The following is a 20,411-nucleotide window of genomic DNA, read 5'->3' as shown; positions in this document are numbered from 1 at the left end:
GGATCAACCTTGGCGGGCCTTGAAGCGGCGCTGCACCTTGTTGATCACGTACACCCGGCCCTTGCGGCGGACCAGGCGGTTGTTGCGGTGGCGACCGCGCAGCGATTTCAAGGAGTTACGGACCTTCATGGGACAATCCTGATGCTTTGAAAGGCCGTGCTGGAGGCCCGAACCTGAGCTACCCGAAAGTGGCAAAATGGGATTAATCCCGAAAAGCGGCCAACCGCCCGGGACGGGGCGGTTTCTAGGGCAAGGTGGCACCGGATGTCAATGCGGAAGGGCCGTTTCGGGGCCTCTTGGCTGCAGGCCCCCCGGAAAATAGCCGCCATTCCGGGGCGATGCGCAGCATCGAACATCTCGAGATTCCGGGTCTGGTCCTTCGGGCCAGCCCGGAATGACCGCTGCGGAAGCGGCCCAACACCTGATTCACTGGCAAAACAGATCGCGCGGAAATTCGACCAGAGCCTCGCCGGTCGCGACCTTTTCGCCCGTCTGGTTCTTCACCACCACGTCGATCAACACCCAGCGGGATTTTTCGGTCACCTGCTTGGCCTTGATGATTCCCGTTGGCTGGATGGTATCGCCGGGCCGGACCGGCTTGACCCATCGCGTCTCCAGCCGGCGGTGGATCGCGCCTGCAGGGTACGCCCAGTCGGTGATCATGCGGGAGATCAGGCCGAAATTGTTCATGCCGTGCATGATGATGCCGCCGAAATTGGTCTTGCCGAAACTGCCCTTCATGTATTCGTCGTCGAGATGCAGCGGGTTGTAGTCGAGCGAGGCGTCGCAGAACAGGCGAATGGATTCGCGGCTGACCGCGAAGGCGGGACCGTCGATGGCATCGCTGGCTCTGAGCTTTTCGAACGTCGTGGTCATCGCAACCTCCCGCTCACATCGGCCGAATCGTCCAGCCACGGCCGGAACAGATTACGTCGCCGTTCTGATTAAAGAACACGTTGTCATGCACCACGAACAGCCGCTCGCGCTTGATGAACTTGTCGAGCGCGCGGGCCTGCAGGGTAATGACGTCGCCCGGCCGCGCCGGAATGTTGTAGCTCCAGGACTGCCCAGCATTGACGGTACCGGGCGAGCGCATCCAGTCATCCGCCGGCGTGCAGGAAAACATCAAGAGGATGTGGATCGAAGGCGGCGCGATCAGCCCGCCATAGCGCGTGGTCTTGGCGTAGGCCTCATCGAAATAGATCGGATGGGTTTCGCCGACCGACTTGCAGTACAGCTCGATCGCCTCTTTCGTCAGCGTGTAGGGAATGGTCTTGCGCGGCTCGCCGGGAACGATGTCGTCCCAAACCTTTCTTAAGTTGGCGTCTTTCCAGAAATCGGTCTCGAAGGCCTGCGTTTTGGCCATGCCGTGCTCCCTTATTTTCCGTCTTTTGTTTCTGCCGCCTTGCGGAATTCGTTATATAGTATAATCAATTTTCCACACCCAAAAATCAAGCCGGCGGGAAACCCAGATGCCCAAGCTCAAGCTGCCCGATATCGAGAAAGTCGTCGCGATCGACATCCACACCCATGCGGAAGAGCCCTGCGGCCTGCATGGCGACGACGGCTATGACGATTTTCAGGAGCGCATGGCAGAATATTTCAAATCGCCGCACAAGCATCCGCCGACGGTGCCGGAGACGGCGGCCTATTACCGCTCGAAGAACATTGCGGCGGTGATCTTCCCGGTCGACGCCGAGCGCGAGACCGGCTTCCGCCGCTACAACAACTACGAAATGCTGGAGGTCGCGTCCGACCATCTCGACGTCCTGATCCCGTTCGTCTCCATCGATCCGCACAAGGGCAAGCTTGGCGTACGCGAGGCGCGCAAGCTGATCGAGGAATACGGCGTCCGCGGCTTCAAATTCCATCCGACCATGCAGGGCTTTTACGCCAACGACCGCATGGCCTATCCGCTTTATGAAGCAATCAATGACGGCGGCGCGATCGCGCTGTTTCACACCGGCCAGACCGGTGTCGGCTCAGGCATGCCTGGCGGCATGGGGATGCGCTTGAAATATTCCAACCCGATGTACATGGACGATGTCGCGGCTGATTTCCCCGACCTCAAGATCATCCTCGCGCATCCCTCCTTCCCCTGGCAGGAAGAGGCGCTGTCGGTCGCGACCCACAAGCCCAACGTCTATATCGACCTCTCCGGCTGGTCGCCGAAATATTTCCCGCCGATCCTGGTGCGCTACATCAACTCGATTTTGCAGGACAAGATGCTGTTCGGCTCGGACTGGCCGGTGATCACGCCGGACCGCTGGCTGGCGGATTTTGCCAAGCTCGAGATCCGCGAGGAGATCAGGCCGAAGGTGATGAAAGCCAACGCAAGAAAGATTTTGGGTATATAGTGCGACGTCCTATTGCAGGCGGACTATTGAGCACGAGGATGGTCCGTGGCGAAGCTCGACAAAATCGCTTTCGTCACCGCGCTTCTGATCGGAAGCGCGGCCGATTGCCTTGCGGCTGACAAGCCCGCGATCGTCGTTGAAATCGAAAGCCCGCTTGCCAGCTCACAGCCGCTTCAGGGTTACCTGAGGCAAACCACCGACGCGGGCCCTTCGCCCGCCGTCATCCTGCTGCACAGCTGCAACGGAAACTGGCAGCGGACCGACGAGCGCTGGGGAAAGCGAATCGCGGCGTGGGGCTACGTGACTCTGGCAGTAGATAGCTTGGGTCCGCGCGGCATCGATAGCTGCCACAACACCACTCCCCATGATGTGGACAGGGACGCCTACCGGGCCCTGAAGTTTCTGGTACAACTTCCATCCGTCGATCCCGCCCGCGTCGCGGTGCTGGGTTTCGCGCGCGGTGGCGCGACAGCGCTCAGGGCGGTCGAACATGGCCCCTTCGAAAAGACATCGCCGCACAAGTTCGGGGCGGCTATCGCTTTCTATCCACCTTGCAGCAGCTTCAAAGGCTACATGACTGTGCCGACACTTATTCTGATCGGCGAACTCGATGACTGGACGCCCGCCGAGGACTGCCGCAATATGGTGGACGGCCGTGACGTCTGGGGAATTTCACGGCAGGAGCGCGGCGCCCCGGTCAAACTGATCGTCTATCCCGGCGCCTATCACGCCTTCGATGCGCCTAATCCAAAAATTCCGATCGAAGGGCATCACCTCGAATTCAACCAGTCGGTAATGGATCAAGCGTCCGAGGCACTTCGCGAATTTCTCGGCGCGACGATCGGCACGAAAGAGTTGTTACAGTGACCATCAAAGCCGTTGTCTTCGATGCCTATGGCACGCTCTACGACGTCCAATCAGTGGCCGACGTCACCGAGGATGCGTTCCCGGGCTACGGTGGGATCATCACCCAGGTCTGGCGCATCAAGCAGCTCGAATACACCTGGCTGCGTTCGCTGATGCGACGCTACCAGGATTTCTCGGCCGCCACGCGCGACTCGCTGGCCTACACGCTGCGCAGCCTCGGGCTGCAATATGACGACGATGCTTTCGCGCGCATCATCGAGAAGTATCTGCATCTCGATCTCTATCCGGATGCGCTTGCGGCGCTATCGGCGATGAAGGACCGCAAGCTCGCAATCCTGTCCAACGGCAGCCCCGATATGCTGGGCGCGCTGGTGCAGAACAGCGGGCTCGACCGCGTGCTCGACGCCACCATCAGCGTCGACGCGAAGAAGATCTTCAAGCCCAGCCCCGAGGCCTATGCGCTGATCGAGGAGGTGCTGCACGTGCCGCCTGCCGAGGTGCTGTTCATCTCCTCCAATCCCTGGGACGCCTGCGGCGCCAAGGCGTTCGGGCTCAACGTCGCCTGGATCGAGCGGGTGACGCCGGAAGCGATGGCGCTGGCCTGCCTTGAAAGCGAGACGCTGCCGCCCTTGACGATGTCCAAGATATTGCGCACCCAGATGGATGAGCTGGGGTTTGAGCCCGATCATCGCATCCACAGCCTCTCCGAGCTTCCCGCACTGGTGTCTGCGCAAAGGTCCTGAACAAGATGAGTCTAGAGTCCGTGCGCGCCTTCTTTGCAGAAAAGGCGCCCGAAATCTCCGTCATCGAATCCGAGATGAGTTCAGCCACCGTCGCGCTGGCGGCGGAGGCTTACGGCGTCGAGCCGGCGCGGATCGCGAAGACGCTGAGCTTGCGGATCGGCGACCGCGTCGTCCTGATCGTCGCGGCCGGCACATCGCGAATGGACAACAAGAAGGTGAAGGCACTGTTCGGCGGAAAGCCGAAAATGCTCGGCCTCGAGGAGGTCGCCGAAATCACCGGCCATGAAGTCGGCGGCGTCTGTCCGTTCGGGCTGAAGACGCCGCTGCCGGTCTATTGCGACGTGTCGCTGAAGGCGTTCGACATCGTGGTGCCGGCCGCAGGCTCGACCCACAGCGCAGTGAAGATCACACCTGCGCGCATGGCCGAGCTAACCGGCGCTGAGTGGGTCGACGTCTGCGAGCTCAGGCGGGAGCAGGAAACTCCGGCCTACTGTTCCTCATAATAAGGTGGGGGCTGCATCGGCCGCGGACGTACCACCTGCGGCTGCGGGGCGCGGGCACGTGGCGCGTTTTGTTGCAGCCCGCGCGGCGCCGGCTGCGCGTCAGCCTGCGATTCGAACACCGCACGGCAATTAGGAGAGAGCTGCGGCGTATTCTGCCGCAAGCAGACCACGATCCGGCTGACATCGGGGATCTGGTCACCGCAGAGCCGCCAGACGTCGGGCGTGCAGGCCATCTGCTGTTCCCAGGTTCCGCGATATTCCTGCGAAAAAGCGGGAACGGCAGCGCCGGTTCCGCCGCCGATCGCGAGGACGAGTGCAAGGACGATCCGCTGCGTTTGCATGGACAGGTCCCCTTCTTTTTGATTTTCACAGGCGCGGAAGCTCCGCGCGGCGACGGGCATTGAGCCTGCCGAATGAATGCGGCCACGCGACGTTAGTGCGAACAAAAAAATGTGAAGCGGGTTCCCTACTCCACCTTGCCGATCTTCTTCACCGCCGCGACCAGCCGTGCGCTGTCTTCCGCGACGAATTTTGCAAATTCCGGCGCGTCCAGGTAGGCGACGGGGCTGCCGGCGGTTTCATAGGTCTTGACCACCTCGGGCGCTTTCACCGCTTCCGCCATCGCTTCGCGCAGCCGCGTCATGATCGGAGCCGGCAACGCGCTCTGCGCGAACAGTCCCGCCCAGATGTAGAACTCGACATCCTTGTAGCCGAGTTCGCGGAAGGTCGGCAGATCGGGAAAACTCTTGATGCGCTCGGCGCCCCAATTGGCGAGCACGCGCATTTTGCCGTCGTCAACCTGCTGCTTCAGCGTGCCCGGCGCCGAGGCCACCGCCTGCACGGTGCCGCTCAAGAGTGCGGTCAACGCCGGCCCTGCGCCGCGGAACGGCACGTGCAGCAGTTTGATGCCGGCGCTCGCGGCAAACATCTCCATCGCCACATGCAGCGTGCCGTAGGGACCGGACGAGCCGTACGGAATTTGCCCCGGACGTTTCTTGGCATCGTCGACGAACTCCTGCAGCGTCTTCCACGGCGCGGATGCCGGCACGGCGAGCAGCGTCGGATCGGCGAGCACGCGCGCGATCGGCGCGAACTGCGAGACTTCATACGCCACCGGACGATCGAATAACCGGTCGGCTTCCGGCAGCACGGCGAGCGAGGACAGCGTCATCAACAACGTGTGGCCGTCGGGCTCGGCGCGCGCCGCCGCCGCATTGCCAACCGATCCGCCACCGCCGCCAGCGCGGTTGTCGACGATGACGGGCTTGCCGAGGATCCGCTCCAGCGCCTGCGCGATCGGCCGCGCCGCGAGGTCGGCTTGCCCGCCGGGCGGAAACGGCACGATCATGGTGATGTTGCGCGAGGGATAAGGGCTTTGCGCCAAGGCGTTGTCGGAGAGCGCGGTGTGCGCCAGCGGCAATGCAGCGGCGGCTTTCAGAAGTTCGCGGCGGTTCATGGTAGAAGCCTCCCGATTTATTTTCGTTATTGGGCACAGCCTAGCCGATACAAAGCATATGGCGATAGTGCGCGTCGTCTCACCCTCCCCTGGAGGGGGAGGGTCGCCGCGTAGCGGCGGGGTGGGGTGACGGTCTCTCCACGGCCACAGTGCCAGAGGGGAGAGATCACCCCACCCCCGTCTCACATTTCGCTGCGCTCCATGTGAGTCGACCCTCCCCCTCCAGGGGAGGGTAAGCGCACACTTCACGGCTTCCGCTTCTTCGCCTTCGAAAACTGCTTCATCAAAAACTCCGCCAGCACTTCGACGCGGGCAGGCCTCGGGCCGCCGGGCGGGGTGACCAGATGCACCGCGCCCTCCGGCTGCTTCCAGCCTTTGAGGATCACTTCGACTTTGCCGGCAGCGATGGCGTCGCCGATGATGAAGTCCGGCAGGTCGGCGATTCCGAGCCCTGCGATGACGGAAGGCAACACCGCCTCACCATTATTGACGCGGAGCTGCCCCGCGGGCCGAACACTCGCCTGCTCGCCTGACGCATTGGTGTAGTGCCAGACGCTTGCCGTCGAGAGATAGGCGTAGCCGAAGCATTTATGCTCCGCCAGATGCATCGGATGCGTCGGTCTTCCATGACGCTTGAGATAGGACGGCGCCGCGACCGTGTAGCGCGGCATGGCACACAGCCGCCGCGCGATCAGCGACGAGTCCGGCAGGCGCGCGATGCGCAGACCGGCATCGAAACCTTCGCCGATCAGATCCACCGTCGCGTCGCTCAAATGAAGGTCAATCGAGACTTCCGGGTAAGCCGCGAGAAACTCGGGCAAGATGGGCGCCACCGCCTTCACTCCGAACGTCATCGGCACCGCGAGCCGCACGAGCCCGCGCGGCGCCATCGATTGCGACAGGGCTTCGTTCTCGGCGTCCTCACCATCGGCCAGGAGGCGCGTAGCGCGCTCGGCGAGCCTTTGCCCGGCATCGGTCAGCGCCAGCCGCCGCGAGGTGCGGTTGAACAGCCGCGCGCCGAGCCGCTGCTCCAGCCGGCTTACGGCTTTGGAGACGGTAGCCTTGGACAGCGCCAGCTCGGTTGCGGCCGCTGCAAACGACCGTAATTCCACGACTTTTGCGAAAATCGCCAGCGCCTCGAAATCCGGGAGTTTGGACATCGGCTCGGTCCCTCAGAGCACTTTTTTTGAAACAATGAGTTTCAATAGTTTCTATTTCTATACCACGCCGGGAGACATATCCAATGGTCATCGGAATTCGAGCAACGGAGAAATCCAATGACCAAGAAGCTCTCAGGCAAGGTAGCCCTCGTCACCGGCGGCTCGCGCGGCATCGGCGCGGCGTCTGCCCGCGCCCTCGCGGCAGAAGGCGCCAACGTCGCCATCAGTTATGTCGCTTCCCCCGACAAGGCGGAAGCGGTCGTCGCCGAGCTGAAGACCAAAGGCGTCAACGCCCGCGCCTACAGGGCCGACCAGGCGTCCTCCGCCGACGTCGATCAACTGGTGAAGAACGTCGCGAAGGATTTCGGCCGGCTCGACATCCTCGTCAATAACGCCGGCGTTGCCGTCGGCGGGGCGGTCGATGATCCGAATGCGGATACCGCAGCATTGGCCCGGCAGAGCGCCGTCAACGTCGATGGCGTGATCACTGCAATTCGCGCGGCGGCGAAGCTGATGGGCGAAGGCGGCCGGATCGTCACGATCGGCTCCGATATCGCGACCCGCGCGTCGTTCCCGGGCCTTGCCGACTACGCCGCCACCAAGGCCGCCGTCGTCGGCTACACCAAGGGCGCCGCGCGCGACCTCGGCCCCCGCGGCATCACCGTCAACGTGCTGCAGCCAGGTTCGATCGACACCGACATGAACCCGGATGACGACCGCGACTTCGCCGACCTCCAGCGCAAGCAGCACGCGCTGCAGCGCTTCGGCAAGCCGGAAGAAATCGCAGCCGGCGTCGTGTTCCTCGCGAGCCCCGAAGCTTCCTTCGTGACCGGCACGGTGCTCAACGTCGATGGCGGCTTCGGCGCATAACTCAAATCCAGCGCGGCCGGGCGCATGCCGCCCGGCCCCTTAATTCAAAAACTTTCAACGAAGGAATATCCCATGATCGAACTCAGACCATTTGCAAAACTCGGCAGCGCCGATCACGGCTGGCTGAAAGCAAAACATCACTTCTCGTTCGGCAGCCATTACGATCCCGAGAATATGGGCCATGGCTCCTTGCGGGTGTGGAACGATGACGAGATCGCGCCGAACACCGGCTTTCCCGCCCATCCGCACGCCAACATGGAAATCATCACCTATGTCCGCGAAGGCGCCATCACGCACCAGGACTCGCTCGGCAACAAGGGCCGGACGGAGGCCGGCGACGTGCAGGTGATGAGCGCCGGAAGCGGCATTCGTCACTCCGAGTACAATCTGGAGCCGAGCAAGACCAAGATCTTCCAGATCTGGATCGAGCCGACGACAAGGGGCGGCCAGCCGACGTGGGGCGCAAAACCGTTTCCGAAGTCGGATCGTTCCGGCAAGCTCGTCACCATCGCCAGCGGCATCGAAGGCGACAAGGACGCGCTGCCGATCCGCGCCGATGCGCGGGTGCTCGCCACCACGCTGAAGGCGGGCGAGAGCGCAGCATACGAGGCGGCGAAGGCGCGTCACCTTTATCTGGTGCCGGCAGCCGGTAGCGTCGAAGTCAACGGCGTGCGCGTCAATGCCCGCGACGGTGCTGCGATCCGCGACGAAGCGAAGCTGACGATTACCGCGCTGGAAGATACCGAACTGGTGCTGGTCGACGCGGCGTAAGGCCAAGCCGACACACCCTCCCCGTCATGCCCGGGCTTGACCCGGGCATCCATCCTCCGCGCGAGACTCTTTCGAAGGTCGATGGATTGCCGGGTCAAGCCCGGCAATGACACCTCACAATTCACAACGAACACATCTTCAAAACCGAAGGAACCCCACCATGGCCAAAGTACTCGTGCTCTATTATTCCGCTTACGGTCACATTGAAGCGATGGCGAATGCCGTAGCCGAAGGCGCGCGCAAGGCCGGCGCCACCGTCGACATCAAGCGCGTGCCGGAGCTCGTGCCTGAAGCGGTCGCCAAGGCCTCGCATTACAAGCTTGATCAGGCCGCCCCGATCGCAACGATCGAAGACCTCGCCAATTATGATGCGATCATCATCGGCACCGGCACCCGCTTCGGCCGGATGGCGTCACAGATGGCGAACTTCCTCGACCAGGCCGGCGGGCTCTGGGCCAAGGGCGCGCTGCACGGCAAGGTCGGCGGCGCCTTCACCGCGACGGCGACCCAGCATGGCGGTCAGGAAACCACGCTGTTCTCCATCATCACCAACCTCTTGCATTTCGGCATGACGGTCGTCGGCCTGAACTACGGCTTTGCCGGCCAGATGAAGCTCGACGAAATCACCGGCGGCGCGCCCTATGGCGCCACCACGATCACCGGCGGCGACGGCAGCCGCCAGCCGAGCGAAAACGAACTCGCCGGCGCGCGCTATCAGGGGCGCGTGATCGCGGAGACCGCCAGCAAACTGCATGGCTGATGCGATATGGGCGGCGTTCTCTCTTACGAATGCCGCCCTTTCGCAACTGGCACGCCGGTCGCTGCAGGTCATGGCGCGGCGCTACCCGAAATGCACGAAATCGTGAGGCATGGTTTCTAAACGCCTGTTGAATTCGTGATAGGCCTTCGACCTCCGGTCGGCACGCAAAGGTTCCAGCATGAGCAACAATTCGCAAGTCCCGTGGCCGGAATTGCCGACCGCGGCATGGCGTGACACTTATGCGACGCTACATCTCTGGACCCAGATCGTCGGCAAGATCCGCCTCGCCAAATCGCCATGGCTCAATCATTCCTGGCACGTGGCGCTTTATGTCACGCCGCGCGGATTGACGACATCGCCAGTGCCCGACGGCGCACGAACGTTCCAGATCGATTTCGAACTCATCGACCACCTCTTGCGCATCTCGACCAGCGACGGCGCTCAGCGGCACTTTGCGCTGCCGGGTCATTCCGTCGCAAGCTTCTACACCGCCACGCTTACCGCGCTTAGCGAACTCGGCATTGCCGTTGCCATCGACGAGATGCCGAACGAGCTGCCCGATCCGATAAAATTCTCCGAGGACACCGTGCACGCCTCCTACGATCCAGATGCTGTCGGACGCTTCCTGCAAATCCTCGTCACTAGCGATCGCGTCTTCAAACAGTTCCGCACCAGCTTTCTCGGCAAGACGAGCCCGGTGCACTTCTTCTGGGGCAGTTTCGATCTCGCGGTGACGCGCTTCTCGGGACGCCGCGCGCCACGCCATCCCGGCGGCGTGCCACATTTGCCCGACGCGGTTGCACATGAAGCCTATTCACACGAAGTCAGCAGCGCCGGGTTCTGGCCGGGCGGTGGCGCTATCGATTATCCCGCCTTCTATTCCTATGCCTATCCCGAGCCGCCGGGTTTTCGCGCGGCGAAGGTGCAACCGGACGCGGCGTTCTTCAGCGAAGCGCTAGGCGAATTCATTCTGCCGTACGACGCTGTCCGGACGGCTGCCGATCCCGACAAGGCGCTGTTCGATTTCCTGCACAGCACCTATGAGGCCGCGGCAATCGCGGCAAATTGGGATCGCGACGCGTTGGAATGCGATTCCGGGCAGCCCGGCGTGGTGAGACGGGTTTGAAGCTGCTGTGTAGGGTGGCAAAGCCAACGGTCGCGCGAACGCGCGCCTGATGACAGGCTCCGCGTGCCCGCCATCTTTCTACTTCGCCGAAGATATGGTGGGCACGGCGCAACGCGCCTTTGCCCACCCTACAGAATTCGCGCCCTCAATGCGGCAGTTCCGGCTTCACGACGGTCTGCCGGACTTCGGCGCCGCAATCGGCGCATTCATAGGTGAAGTCAATCTTTGCCTGGTTCCAATGCGGTTCGACGTCCCGAACGAACATCGGTAGCCCGACGCAGCTCGGACAAAGGACGAAACCCGGCTCAATGCCATCATGATGAATATAGGCTGGCATGTTGGCTCTCCCCACGGCAGCAATTCACGAGTAGCCCTTCCACCCGAAGCGCAGCATACGCGCGTGCGGCGAAGCCGATCATCAACTCTCGCGAACACAGCAGGAACGGCTGCACAATCCTGGCATGTGTTGCAGATTTGCACGGCTGTTCCCGTGCGGCAACATTGTGTCAGCTCTTTTCGCGCGACAGTGGCTTTCCGAGCAAGCGCTTCACATGGAGGTCGAGCCGCGGATAATTGCGCAATTCTCGTACCGCGCGATCGCGCAAGGCGTACGGCCATCCGCGCCAGCTCAAGGCGGCGCTGACGTCGATCAGCGGCACGCGCGTGACGCCGAAGCGGCGCTTATAGGCGTAATTGCCGATGGAGAAGTCGAACTGGCGCACGCCGTCTTTGTGCAGAGCTGCCATGGTGCGCTCGATGATCAGCCGGCCCGGCGAACAGTTCGACCATTTCTCGCCGGCATTGCTGATGCGGATCATCACGTAACGTGAGCCGGTCCTGATGCCGAGCAGCGTCGCCACGATTTCGTCGCCGACTGCGAGGGAGGAGACCAGCGCATAGCCGGTGCCGACGCCGTCGCGCACCAGGTTGCGGTAGAACGCCGCGCAGGCTTCGTCATTGAGGATGTAATTCAGCCCGAGGCTCTGCATTCGCGTACCCTGCTGCACCTCGGTGGTCGAGAGAATCCGCAGAGCCTCGTCGGGATCGGTGACGATCGCAAAGGACGCAGCCGGGTCGCGCGTGAACACGCGCCAGCTCCGCTCCAGCTCCTTGCGCACGGTCCTTCCCAGCGAGTGGCGCCAGGCGTCGTAGTCCTCGCCCGTCGTGACGAGATTGCCGTTGAGCGAGCACGCTCCGGCAGCGTCGAGCAAGGCAACAGGATTGGGTTTGCCGTCGAGATCGACAGGCACCTTGCGAAGGCGGATGAGATCGGCCGCGTCGGGCATCCGCTGCAGCGCCGATGAGAGGCTGCGCCACAGCGCGCGCGCCATCTTGGCATCGCGAGGCGCGGCGCTGCCCAGGATCGGCGCGTTGTAATCAGTCAAATCGAGATCGGCGAATTCGACGATGGCGATCTTGCCTTGCTGGCGGCGGATCAACGGCAGCAACGCTGCCGGCTCGCCGCTCGATGCGTCTGTGACAATCGCGATCAACGGCGCCACGCCCTCGGCCGCGGCGAAGGCGCCGTACCAGGCGTCATACCATTGCGGGTGCTGGAACGGCGTCGACGGGCTGATGTCGCGCCAGCGCGCGACGGCCTGTTGCCAGTCGCGCACCAGTTCGACGCGGAATCCGGCCGCATGGCTTGTTGCGCGCGCCGCCAATTGCCCCGCACTGGTCGTCAGCACTGTCATCGGCGTTGTGATCTATGCCGCCTTCGGCAGATCGACGATCTTGCCGGGTTCGTTCGCATCGAGGCGGAAATCGATCGCGCGGCGGGCACTCCGCTCGCGCTTAACCCACTTGCTGTCGCGCACCAGCTTCTGCACCACCTTCTTGGCGAGGAAGGACAGTCCGCGCAGATTGCGGCTCTTCGGCGCGTAACCGAAGCGATGGCGCAGCAGGCCATTGGCGAGATGAATGATCTGGGCGCGACGGATGTCGTCGTTACCGTATGACACCGTCATCGAGATGTTGACGGTGCCGAGATTCTCGACGCGGTGCGGCGCGTTCAGCGGCCAGTTCAGCATCTGGCCGGGCTCGAGGTCGAACACCTGCGCATGCGCGTCGTACCAGGGCGCATAGGGCAGATCGACCTCGACGTCGAACAGCGCGATGTCCTCGAGGTGCTCCGGCTTGAGGAACGGCGGCGTGTTCGGATAGACGTAGACCCGCTTGCGGCCGGCGATCTGGATCAGACCCTGCCCGGGTAAGTCGGCATGATAATAAACCTGCGCGTCCGGCGAGGAGACCAGAATGCCGGCCTGGTGGTGCGGCACTACGAACCCAGGAACCTTGGCCGCGATCTCCCCGAACATCCGGTCGATCAGCTTGCGGTAGCGGCTGTCGACCGCGCCGACATCGCGCATGTTGAGCCAGAGCCCGCCGCGGGAAATCGCTTCGATGACCTGCCGGCCGGAGAGGTTACCGATATCGCCCTCACGCCACACCCGGCTGGAGCCCTTGGCCCCGGTCTTCACCAGGCTGTAGTGCTCGCGTGGATAGCTCTCGATCAGTTGGGCGAGTTCGTCCATCGAGAAGGCAGGCGATTTGTGCATCTCGTGTTGCAGCCGGATCGGCTGATGGCTCCAAAGCTCGGAATGCGTCTCATCCCATGTGCTGAAGATCTTGCCCGTCATCGCCGCGCTCCTGCTGACTTCCTGTTGCCTGGCGCACGGCCTATTCCGGCTGTCCCGAAATCGCGGCTTGGCGCCATGCGTGACCGCCCGATGTCCCGTTATGAGACGGCCGGACGATCTTCACGGTAGAATTGGCAAGAACGGTGCCGGGCGGAGGCCGCCGCTTACCGGAAGCTAATGTCTGGCAGGTATGGCTAACGCCGATAGTCCCTGGAAACCCGCCGCCGCACGATGACTGGAGAAACCCGATATCGGGCGCTGTTTCTCGGCGCAGGACCGCAGATGCATTGCGGCATCGGTCAGTTCACCCGGCTGTTGCAGGAGACGATCGAAAAGCTCGAGCCCGGCGCTAGCGCGACGTTCACCCTGACGCGCAGCGAGGGTTCGCTGACCGAGATCTGGCACGCGGTCGGCGTGGCGCAAAGCGTGGTCTGCAACTTCCCGATCGTGGCCTGGAAACGCGTGATCTTCGCGCCGCTCGTGGCGCTGGCGATTGGCTGGCTGCGCCGGCGCAAAATTATCCTGATTCAACACGAATGGGGCGGGCTGCACTGGCTGCGCCGCATCACCTACATTCCGGCGCTGCTGCTGGCCGACACCATCATCATGTTCTCGCCGCTGGTCCGGCGCGAGCTGGCCGACGATCGCCTGCTCGGCTGGACCGCGAAAAAAATCGTGCTGGCGCCGCTGCCGCCGAACATTGAAGCCCCGGCAGGCATTGAGGACTCGAAATTGCGCCATCGCCTCATCACCGCCAAAGGCGACGGGCGGCTCTTGATCGGTCATTTCGGATCGATCTATCCGAGCAAGCAACCCAATGCGCTGCTCGAGATCGGCGCCATCCTGAAGCAACGCGGGCTCAAGCCGCTGCTCGTCTATATCGGCTCCTTCATTCGCGGCGTCGACAAGGTCGAGGAGGAGTTTCATGCCCGCGCCCGAGAACTCGGCATTGCCGAAGATGTAATCGTCTCCGGCTTCGTCGCCTCCGATCACGAGGTGTTCGGCCTGTTCAGCGAGATCGACGTATTCTGCTATCCGCTTGACGAGGGGATCACCGCGCGGCGCTCCAGCATCCTCGCCTGCGTGCAATCCGGCCATCCGCTGATCGTCGCCGGGCCTGCGCTGCCCGAGGAATTCGACCATCATCCGCGGTTCAAGGAACTGATCAGCCGCGGCGCTGTCGTGCTGGTCGCGCGCGGCTCGGACAACGAGGCCTATGCCGACCGGATTGCCGCGGTGGTAAAGCGGCCGCCGGTGCCATTGCCGTTCGATTTCGACGGCTGGTGGAAGGATGTTGCCGAAGCGGTGCGGGCGCAATTGTGAGCTGCGTTCCCCGGACGCAGCGCAACGCGCCGCCTTTGCGGCGTGGTGCGCTGCTGATCCGGGGTCCAGGAAGTTGCGGGAGGAATGGGTCCCGGCTCTGCGGCGCAGCGCCAAAAGCGCTGCACCGCGTCCGGACACGCCACCATCAAACTCGCGCCCGGAACCGTGCGAGATAATGCAGGCCGAATACCGCCATCAGGAACGTGAACCACAGCGGATCGGAACGGTCTAAGAAGAAGCTTTCCATCGCCGACAGATAGAGCCCGAACAGCCAGATCCGCAGCAGCATCATGGCGAGCGGACCGTTGTTGCCGCCCTCCTCCGCCCGTTGGAAATTCCTCAACGGCAGGATCACCAGCACCAGGATCAGCAAAAGAAGCCCGGGAACGCCCATACCCAGCGCCGTATCGAGATAGCCATTGTGGCTGTGGGCGGCGAAGCTGGCCCACTCTTTGCCTTCGGGAAGGCTTTGAATGGCGCTGCTGCCCCAGAAGGAAGCAAAGCCGTATCCGGTGAGCAATCGTGCCTGCAGCGACTGCAATGCGAACGCCCAGATGTCAGTGCGCCCGGTGAATGTCGAATCGAACGGCAGCAGTTTGGAGATTCCGGCGAGGCTTTCAAACATCACCATGCCGACGCTCAGCAGGTTCAGCAACACCAGCGGTGTAAGCAAGATGGTCGCGCGAAACCAGAATGAACGGATGAAGGAGGTGACCGACGTCAGCAGAAGCACCGCAAAGCACAGCGTCAGCGAGCTCTTTCCGGCCGAATACAATAGGAACAGCGAGGCAAGCGCGGTGATGGCGGCCCCGGATATCCATAGACCGGAGCGGATGATGTAGACGCCGAGAAACAGCACCATCACCATGATGGCTGCGGCCTGGTTCTTGTGGCCGAACGTGCCGCGCCAGTTGCCGGCAAGTCCCGGCTCCAGCGGGTCGGTCGCCAAGTGAATCGAAAGATCCGGGGCCAGCAATATTCCGAGATAGCAGATCGCCAATAGCGTGAGCGCCGCGATCGTGAACCAATGCATCAATTCCTGCTGTGACCGCGGCAGCAGCATCAGCGCGGCGGTCACTGCGACAACGCAGATCGTCAGAGAAAGACGCCTGATCGACGTTGTCGGATCGAACGACAAGACGACGGTCACCAGCACCCAGGCGCCGAACAGGACAAACGCCGGCGACAACAATGTCGCCAGTCCCCGGGCGTCATTTCGCATCGCGAGCGCAACTGTCAGCACGCTGAGCGCGCCGAACATCGCATAGGTCGCGAGCTCGTTGCCGGTGCCGACGTCACCGATCTGTATGTCGCCGAGACTGACGAACGGATGTAGCGAGATCCAGCCAAGCAGCAACGTGCCGACAAAGGTCACGCCGCGAACGACATCCATCACCTGCTGGCGCTCAATCCCGGCGGCAACGTTGCGGATTTCGGATGCGTCGATGAACTGGGTCATGAGACGATCTTCGACGCCTTGTAGGGCTGCGGCTCGAGGCCGAGCGCGGCCAGCACGCTGCCGATTGCCACGATTACGGGATGCATGGCAATGGTCCACTCGCGCTCGGTGAAGACCGCGTGCAGGGCATGGATGAGCGACAGCGGCAAGGCTGCCAGCAATTTGGCGGTCAACTTCGCCCGCAAGCGGAACGTCGGCGTCGCCTTGCGCTGGACGTGATAGTTGATCGCGCCGATCCGTAAGCCCCGCGTCACCAGCCATTTCAGGCTGGTCCGGCTTTGCGGCACGGTCTCCCTGATCGCGGCTTCGGCTACCCAATGAAACCGCAAGCCAAGTCTCTTGCAGCGATAGAAGAAATCGGTGTCTCCGCCGCCAAGAAAATTGAAACGGAGGTCGAACGCCGGCGTGTCCAACCGGTCGAACACCGCGCGCCGGATCAGGCAATTGCCGCAGCCATAGATCACCGGCACTGGACCTGAGGCGTCGTAGGCCGGCGCAAATGCGGGGTGACGACGCAGCCCACGCTTCCGTTCGTCATCGAATTCAGGAAATACCGGTCCGCCGACGATGTCGGCGCCTGTCGCTTCCGCCGTCCCGACCATCTGCTCCAGCCAGTCCGGCGAAGCGATTTCGTCATCGTCGATCATCAGGAAACTGGTCGCAGAAGGGAACATCTTCAGCGCGGTCTCGAAGGCGGCGTTGATCGCATAGCAGTTTCCCTGCCGCGGCTCGATCACGCAGAGTCCTGAGAACTTCCCCGACGCCAGATATTCGGCGGCCACGGGCACGCTCTCGCTCCTCGACGCATCGTTCTCCACCATCACGATGGCGAAGCGGCGGCTAGTGCGTTGAGCGGCAAGCGACTGCAGCGTCCGGCGCAGGTGTTGAGGACGACGAAAACAGGGGATGCACACCACCGTTTCGATTCCCGAATCGAGCGCCGGCGAAACTGCCACCAGTGCGCGCAGAGCCCTGACCGCCGGTTCAGACCGCTCCATCCGGCGATCGCTGGTCGAAATCCCTGCCATGAAAGTCTGGTCGTTCACGAATATGTCTCATCGTCCCGAAACGGGATGGCCGGACTAATCCGGCACACTTCCGTCTCGATAAAACCGCTCGCTCCGGGATCTCTCCGGGCGTTGCGGACGTAACGCGCACCGTGGTGCAAATTTCGATCCGGCAGCGAAACGTGAGGCACCGAACTTCGGCGACGGTTAATGGACGGGGTTAATCCGCGCTGAACGAACGTCGAGTGCGGATCAACGGCTGAACAATTTTCGGAACAGCCTTTGCGAGTTCGGAAACTGGCCGTTGTCGATCTGGGTAGGCCACGCCCCGTTGACGTCGAAATAGGCGGCGTAGGCGATCCTGTCTTCGTTCTTCATGAACCAATCGTACATCTGCTGAATGAAGAACGGATTGTCGCCGAAATTGCCCACGCCCCATTCGGGATAGCTCATGCGCTTGCCGTGCCGATGCGCAAAGTCGCGGTGCCATTCGAGGCCGAATGGCGCCTTGACGTAGAAGGTGTTCCAGCGCTCCTCGGCGGAGCCTTCATGCTTGAAGTCGTAGACGTCGAGGCCGATGTAATCGACGACGTCGTCGCCGGGATAGCTCGCGTCCGCCGGCATGTCCTGCGGCCCCCATCCCGGACACCAATCGAACTTGAAGCCTGAGGAGTGACGGCGGAATATCTCTACGACGCGGCGGAACGCCTTGATGTAATCGGCTTCATGCCCCTTCGCGAACCACGCCATTTCAGCCAGATTCATTTCCCAGCCGAGCCGGATGATCGCCTGGGGATGGGCTGCCGAAATCGCCCGGGCTGCCGCTTCGAAGTCGGCATCATGCAAGCCTTGGGCAACGTCGGCGAGAGGCGTGCCCTTCATGGTCAGTGGGATCGACCAGACCACGTTGCGCGCGGGGTTGAGCTTCTTCCAGACGCCGGGAACCCAACTCAGTTTGGAGAAGTCCTCCCAAGTCGTTTGTCCATAGAAGTCGACGCCGAGCACCGAGGACGGCTTCTGCTTCAGCCATTTTTCCCATGCCTGCAGCGTATGCTCGCGTCCCACGGGGCCCCAGTTGACGAAGGCGCCTGCGAACTTCGCCGGACTAGAGAAGGCGCGTGAGGCAGCATTGCTGTCGACGCGCGCCAACAACAGCACGGTCAGGACGAATGCCGCCAGAAACAGCACCAGCCGCTTCAGGCCGTGTTTCTTGCGCCGCCTCGGATCAGTTCGAAACATCGCCCACCCACGCGTGCTTTCTGGCAAAGCCGGACATCACGGCGTTAGCACACCGCAGGAAACGGTTGGGATGATGAGCTCTCGCCGTCGCAAAAAGATACAGGCCGGACAAGATCGCTGTCCCAAAAGGAACAGGACCCTTGCAGCGCCCTTCTTGTGGAAAGAGATTTTGTTGAAAGCAATCTAACCAAACGCTCATCGGCAATCCATTCGCCGAAAAAGGCCGGCGATCTCGGCAACCGGCTTTGCAATATCCAGTCCACCGCGACCGCACGCACGAGCGCGTGCGGTCGAAATGGTTACCGCGCAACTCAGAGCGGCCCAGCCTGTCGCAAACACGGACAGCCCGGACAGATCGGATGTGCCGAAAACTCTCGGCCTCGTCGTCTATCGGTAAGAGCCGACGGGAAACCTTAGAGTTAACCACGCTGACGCACCGCAAGACGTGCCGCACCGGTTCGGCACTGATCTTGCTCCAATGGGCACGCGAGAGATTGCGCCTGACAACGAGGAGCCTCCGGCAGATTGTTGAGATGAATTGTACCGTGTCGTTAACCCTGAACCCATTGCCGAAGTAATGCTCAGCCAAACATTCCATTACTCGGTTGCGAGCGTCGTATCGGCCGCTATTGGTTTGCTGAGCGCGGTCGTATTCACGCGCCTGCTCTCGCCGGACGAATATGGCGTCTATGTCGTCGGTCTGAGCACCGCGGGCATCGTTTCGGCGTTGCTGTTCACCTGGGTTCGCGTCGCCGCGCTGCGTTTTCAGTCGGAGGGCGGCACGGTCGACGTCAGGAAGACCATTTTTCTCGCCTATCTCATCTCCGCCCTCGCCGCGCCGATCGCACTTCTTGTCGCCACGCTGGCGACGTCGGTCTCGCTGGAACGAAATGTCGCCGCCATCTTCTTTGCGCTGGGGCTCGGCCTGTTTGAACTCGGGCAGGAACTGCTCAAGGCACGGCTGCAATCGCTTGCGTTCATGACGGCGTCGATCGTCCGCGCCTGCCTGGCGTTTACGCTGTGTCTGGCCGCGGCGCTGCTGGGCGGCGGCGGACTGTACCAGCTCGCGATGGTCGCCATCACCTATTTCGTCACGACGACGTTGTTTGCGAGCACGATCCTGCGGTCGCCCGTCGCGGGACCAAAGCTTTCCGATTTGCGAACGTTTGCGGCCTTCGGGATTCCGATCACGCTATCCGGCATCGTCTTTGCGATTCATGCTGCGCTCGACCGGATGCTGGTGTTTCATTTCATGGGCGACCACGCGGCAGGCCAGTACGGCGCGTCCGCAGACCTCGTCCGGCAGATCATCCTGATTCCGGCGGTAAGCATCGCATCCGCGACGATCCCGCTGGCGTTGCGCGCTTACGCCAACGGCGGCGCGCGCGAAGCGCGGCCGCATCTGGAACTCAGCCTCGAAATCCTATTCGCCGCCGTCCTGCCTGCTGTCGTCGGCGTGGCGCTGACAAGCAGCTATATCGCCGGCGTGATCCTCGGCAGCGAGTTCAGGGAGACCGCGGCGCAGATCATGCCGATCCTGGCATTCGCTTGGCTGTTCCAGTCATTCTCCCAGTCCTACATTCACGCGAGCTTTCATCTTGCCAAGACGCCGTTCATGATGATGATGCAAAGCATCGCGATGCTGATCGCGAACTTGCTGGTCATGCCGGTTCTGCTTGCCAGATTTGGCCTGATTGGCGCGGCGGCGAGCCTTGTCATCGTCGAAGCATTCGGCGCGGGTTTCGGCTGGTATCTCACCCGGAAGGCGTTTCCGCTTCCGTTCAACGCATTCCGGCTCATGCGCATCGTCTCGGCGACGGCGATCATGGCGCTGGTGCTGACGTTCCTGAAACCGCTGCTTCCGATCGGCATCGTCTCGTTTGGCGTGCTGGCCGCGACCGGCTGCCTCGTGTACGTCGTAGCCGCCTTCGCGTTCGACGTCGCCGGCTTGCGGCAGGCCGTCATCGCCTACGGCGCGCATCGCAAACTCTGGCCGGCCAGCAAATCGACGCGTGAAGCACACGCCCTTCCGATCCCGTCGATCACCGCCCGGTCCACGGGACTCCCCAGCATGTCGATCAGAAAACCATGATGCGGCTCGCCAGCAAAAGCCCGGTCGTTGCAACCGACA

22 protein-coding genes are annotated in these 20,411 nt (G+C 62.4%); 10 read left to right on the top strand and 12 right to left on the bottom strand.

Annotated features, from left to right (window positions below):
* Positions 1-3 precede the first annotated feature (3 nt).
* The 3 genes from ykgO to IVA95_RS38355 form a co-directional block, all read right to left on the bottom strand.
* Positions 4-129: a type B 50S ribosomal protein L36 gene (ykgO, locus tag IVA95_RS38365; protein ID WP_002718645.1), complete on the bottom strand. Its 126-nt coding sequence runs from the start codon at positions 127-129 to the stop codon at positions 4-6.
* A 297-nt stretch (positions 130-426) separates the two neighbouring features.
* Positions 427-876 (bottom strand): MaoC family dehydratase, encoded by a 450-nt coding sequence (locus IVA95_RS38360; protein ID WP_247515259.1) that lies wholly within the window; start codon positions 874-876, stop codon positions 427-429.
* Positions 877-889: 13 nt separating this feature from the next.
* Entirely contained in the window at positions 890-1,366 is a 477-nt protein-coding gene (locus IVA95_RS38355; RefSeq protein WP_247515258.1) for a MaoC family dehydratase N-terminal domain-containing protein, read from the bottom strand.
* Between the two features lie 106 nt (positions 1,367-1,472).
* Between IVA95_RS38355 and IVA95_RS38350 the strand changes: the two genes are divergently transcribed.
* From IVA95_RS38350 to IVA95_RS38335, 4 genes are read left to right on the top strand one after another with little or no spacing between them, the layout of a single operon-like run.
* Positions 1,473-2,357 (top strand): amidohydrolase family protein, encoded by an 885-nt coding sequence (locus tag IVA95_RS38350; RefSeq protein WP_057838072.1) that lies wholly within the window; start codon positions 1,473-1,475, stop codon positions 2,355-2,357.
* 45 nt (positions 2,358-2,402) lie between these two features.
* Positions 2,403-3,224: a dienelactone hydrolase family protein gene (locus IVA95_RS38345; protein WP_247515257.1), complete on the top strand. Its 822-nt coding sequence runs from the start codon at positions 2,403-2,405 to the stop codon at positions 3,222-3,224.
* Positions 3,221-3,967 (top strand): haloacid dehalogenase type II, encoded by a 747-nt coding sequence (locus IVA95_RS38340; protein ID WP_247515256.1) that lies wholly within the window; start codon positions 3,221-3,223, stop codon positions 3,965-3,967. Before IVA95_RS38345 ends, IVA95_RS38340 begins: the two co-directional genes overlap by 4 nt.
* Positions 3,968-3,972: 5 nt before the next feature.
* Positions 3,973-4,470, top strand: a complete 498-nt coding sequence (locus IVA95_RS38335; protein ID WP_213247976.1) for a YbaK/EbsC family protein — start codon at positions 3,973-3,975, stop codon at positions 4,468-4,470.
* Here IVA95_RS38335 and IVA95_RS38330 read toward each other — a convergent pair.
* The 3 genes from IVA95_RS38330 to IVA95_RS38320 form a co-directional block, all read right to left on the bottom strand.
* Positions 4,455-4,811 carry a hypothetical protein gene (locus IVA95_RS38330; RefSeq protein ID WP_247515287.1) on the bottom strand — a complete coding sequence of 119 codons (357 nt, stop codon included), beginning with the start codon at positions 4,809-4,811 and terminating at the stop codon, positions 4,455-4,457. The genes IVA95_RS38335 and IVA95_RS38330 overlap by 16 nt on opposite strands.
* A gap of 125 nt (positions 4,812-4,936) precedes the next feature.
* Positions 4,937-5,926: a tripartite tricarboxylate transporter substrate binding protein gene (locus tag IVA95_RS38325; protein ID WP_247515255.1), complete on the bottom strand. Its 990-nt coding sequence runs from the start codon at positions 5,924-5,926 to the stop codon at positions 4,937-4,939.
* Between the two features lie 245 nt (positions 5,927-6,171).
* Entirely contained in the window at positions 6,172-7,086 is a 915-nt protein-coding gene (locus tag IVA95_RS38320) for a LysR family transcriptional regulator (RefSeq protein WP_247515254.1), read from the bottom strand.
* 117 nt (positions 7,087-7,203) lie between these two features.
* Here IVA95_RS38320 and IVA95_RS38315 point away from each other — a divergent pair, with 117 nt between their 5' ends.
* The 4 genes from IVA95_RS38315 to IVA95_RS38300 all read left to right on the top strand — a co-directional run bounded on the left by IVA95_RS38315 (position 7,204) and on the right by IVA95_RS38300 (position 10,613).
* Entirely contained in the window at positions 7,204-7,956 is a 753-nt protein-coding gene (locus tag IVA95_RS38315) for an SDR family oxidoreductase (RefSeq protein WP_247515253.1), read from the top strand.
* 72 nt (positions 7,957-8,028) lie between these two features.
* Positions 8,029-8,727 carry a pirin family protein gene (locus IVA95_RS38310; RefSeq protein WP_247515252.1) on the top strand — a complete coding sequence of 233 codons (699 nt, stop codon included), beginning with the start codon at positions 8,029-8,031 and terminating at the stop codon, positions 8,725-8,727.
* 160 nt (positions 8,728-8,887) lie between these two features.
* A complete protein-coding gene (gene wrbA, locus IVA95_RS38305) occupies positions 8,888-9,487 on the top strand; it encodes an NAD(P)H:quinone oxidoreductase (protein ID WP_247515251.1) in 600 nt (199 codons plus the stop codon).
* Between the two features lie 178 nt (positions 9,488-9,665).
* On the top strand, positions 9,666-10,613 hold the full coding sequence (locus tag IVA95_RS38300; RefSeq protein WP_247515250.1) for a DUF5996 family protein: 948 nt from the start codon (positions 9,666-9,668) through the stop codon (positions 10,611-10,613).
* Positions 10,614-10,758: 145 nt separating this feature from the next.
* Here IVA95_RS38300 and IVA95_RS38295 read toward each other — a convergent pair whose 3' ends face one another.
* From IVA95_RS38295 to IVA95_RS38285, 3 genes are all read right to left on the bottom strand, one after another.
* Positions 10,759-10,950 carry a hypothetical protein gene (locus IVA95_RS38295; protein WP_247515249.1) on the bottom strand — a complete coding sequence of 64 codons (192 nt, stop codon included), beginning with the start codon at positions 10,948-10,950 and terminating at the stop codon, positions 10,759-10,761.
* Positions 10,951-11,119: 169 nt separating this feature from the next.
* A complete protein-coding gene (locus IVA95_RS38290; protein WP_247515248.1) occupies positions 11,120-12,307 on the bottom strand; it encodes a GNAT family N-acetyltransferase in 1,188 nt (395 codons plus the stop codon).
* A gap of 12 nt (positions 12,308-12,319) precedes the next feature.
* On the bottom strand, positions 12,320-13,252 hold the full coding sequence (locus IVA95_RS38285; protein ID WP_247515247.1) for a cupin-like domain-containing protein: 933 nt from the start codon (positions 13,250-13,252) through the stop codon (positions 12,320-12,322).
* Positions 13,253-13,483: 231 nt separating this feature from the next.
* Here IVA95_RS38285 and IVA95_RS38280 point away from each other — a divergent pair, with 231 nt between their 5' ends.
* A complete protein-coding gene (locus IVA95_RS38280) occupies positions 13,484-14,575 on the top strand; it encodes a hypothetical protein (RefSeq protein WP_247515246.1) in 1,092 nt (363 codons plus the stop codon).
* A 145-nt stretch (positions 14,576-14,720) separates the two neighbouring features.
* Here the strand turns inward: IVA95_RS38280 and IVA95_RS38275 are convergent, their stop codons facing one another.
* The 3 genes from IVA95_RS38275 to IVA95_RS38265 form a co-directional block, all read right to left on the bottom strand.
* Positions 14,721-16,034 carry an O-antigen ligase gene (locus IVA95_RS38275; protein WP_247515245.1) on the bottom strand — a complete coding sequence of 438 codons (1,314 nt, stop codon included), beginning with the start codon at positions 16,032-16,034 and terminating at the stop codon, positions 14,721-14,723.
* On the bottom strand, positions 16,031-17,080 hold the full coding sequence (locus IVA95_RS38270) for a glycosyltransferase family 2 protein (protein ID WP_247515244.1): 1,050 nt from the start codon (positions 17,078-17,080) through the stop codon (positions 16,031-16,033). The genes IVA95_RS38275 and IVA95_RS38270 overlap by 4 nt, the downstream gene beginning before the upstream one ends.
* A gap of 213 nt (positions 17,081-17,293) precedes the next feature.
* Positions 17,294-18,280, bottom strand: a complete 987-nt coding sequence (locus IVA95_RS38265; protein WP_247515243.1) for a hypothetical protein — start codon at positions 18,278-18,280, stop codon at positions 17,294-17,296.
* A gap of 538 nt (positions 18,281-18,818) precedes the next feature.
* Between IVA95_RS38265 and IVA95_RS38260 the strand changes: the two genes are divergently transcribed.
* Positions 18,819-20,372, top strand: a complete 1,554-nt coding sequence (locus tag IVA95_RS38260) for an oligosaccharide flippase family protein (RefSeq protein WP_247515242.1) — start codon at positions 18,819-18,821, stop codon at positions 20,370-20,372.
* The last annotated feature ends 39 nt before the right edge of the window (positions 20,373-20,411 follow it).

Origin of the sequence: Bradyrhizobium sp. 157, from assembly GCF_023073815.1 — a bacterium.
In the GTDB taxonomy this organism is placed as follows: Bacteria; Pseudomonadota; Alphaproteobacteria; order Rhizobiales; family Xanthobacteraceae; genus Bradyrhizobium.
This window is presented reverse-complemented; position numbering and strand designations above follow the sequence as displayed.

Excerpts from the sequence above, each read along its gene's own strand:
- ykgO (WP_002718645.1), bottom strand. The coding sequence starts at position 129 with ATGAAGGTCCGTAACTCCTTGAAATCGCTGCGCGGTCGCCACCGCAAC.
- IVA95_RS38360 (WP_247515259.1), bottom strand. The coding sequence starts at position 876 with ATGACCACGACGTTCGAAAAGCTCAGAGCCAGCGATGCCATCGACGGT.
- IVA95_RS38355 (WP_247515258.1), bottom strand. The coding sequence starts at position 1,366 with ATGGCCAAAACGCAGGCCTTCGAGACCGATTTCTGGAAAGACGCCAAC.
- IVA95_RS38350 (WP_057838072.1), top strand. The coding sequence starts at position 1,473 with ATGCCCAAGCTCAAGCTGCCCGATATCGAGAAAGTCGTCGCGATCGAC.
- IVA95_RS38335 (WP_213247976.1), top strand. The coding sequence starts at position 3,973 with ATGAGTCTAGAGTCCGTGCGCGCCTTCTTTGCAGAAAAGGCGCCCGAA.
- IVA95_RS38330 (WP_247515287.1), bottom strand. The coding sequence starts at position 4,811 with ATGCAAACGCAGCGGATCGTCCTTGCACTCGTCCTCGCGATCGGCGGC.
- IVA95_RS38325 (WP_247515255.1), bottom strand. The coding sequence starts at position 5,926 with ATGAACCGCCGCGAACTTCTGAAAGCCGCCGCTGCATTGCCGCTGGCG.
- IVA95_RS38320 (WP_247515254.1), bottom strand. The coding sequence starts at position 7,086 with ATGTCCAAACTCCCGGATTTCGAGGCGCTGGCGATTTTCGCAAAAGTC.
- IVA95_RS38315 (WP_247515253.1), top strand. The coding sequence starts at position 7,204 with ATGACCAAGAAGCTCTCAGGCAAGGTAGCCCTCGTCACCGGCGGCTCG.
- IVA95_RS38310 (WP_247515252.1), top strand. The coding sequence starts at position 8,029 with ATGATCGAACTCAGACCATTTGCAAAACTCGGCAGCGCCGATCACGGC.
- wrbA (WP_247515251.1), top strand. The coding sequence starts at position 8,888 with ATGGCCAAAGTACTCGTGCTCTATTATTCCGCTTACGGTCACATTGAA.
- IVA95_RS38300 (WP_247515250.1), top strand. The coding sequence starts at position 9,666 with ATGAGCAACAATTCGCAAGTCCCGTGGCCGGAATTGCCGACCGCGGCA.
- IVA95_RS38295 (WP_247515249.1), bottom strand. The coding sequence starts at position 10,950 with ATGCCAGCCTATATTCATCATGATGGCATTGAGCCGGGTTTCGTCCTT.
- IVA95_RS38290 (WP_247515248.1), bottom strand. The coding sequence starts at position 12,307 with ATGACAGTGCTGACGACCAGTGCGGGGCAATTGGCGGCGCGCGCAACA.
- IVA95_RS38285 (WP_247515247.1), bottom strand. The coding sequence starts at position 13,252 with ATGACGGGCAAGATCTTCAGCACATGGGATGAGACGCATTCCGAGCTT.
- IVA95_RS38280 (WP_247515246.1), top strand. The coding sequence starts at position 13,484 with ATGACTGGAGAAACCCGATATCGGGCGCTGTTTCTCGGCGCAGGACCG.
- IVA95_RS38275 (WP_247515245.1), bottom strand. The coding sequence starts at position 16,034 with ATGACCCAGTTCATCGACGCATCCGAAATCCGCAACGTTGCCGCCGGG.
- IVA95_RS38265 (WP_247515243.1), bottom strand. The coding sequence starts at position 18,280 with ATGTTTCGAACTGATCCGAGGCGGCGCAAGAAACACGGCCTGAAGCGG.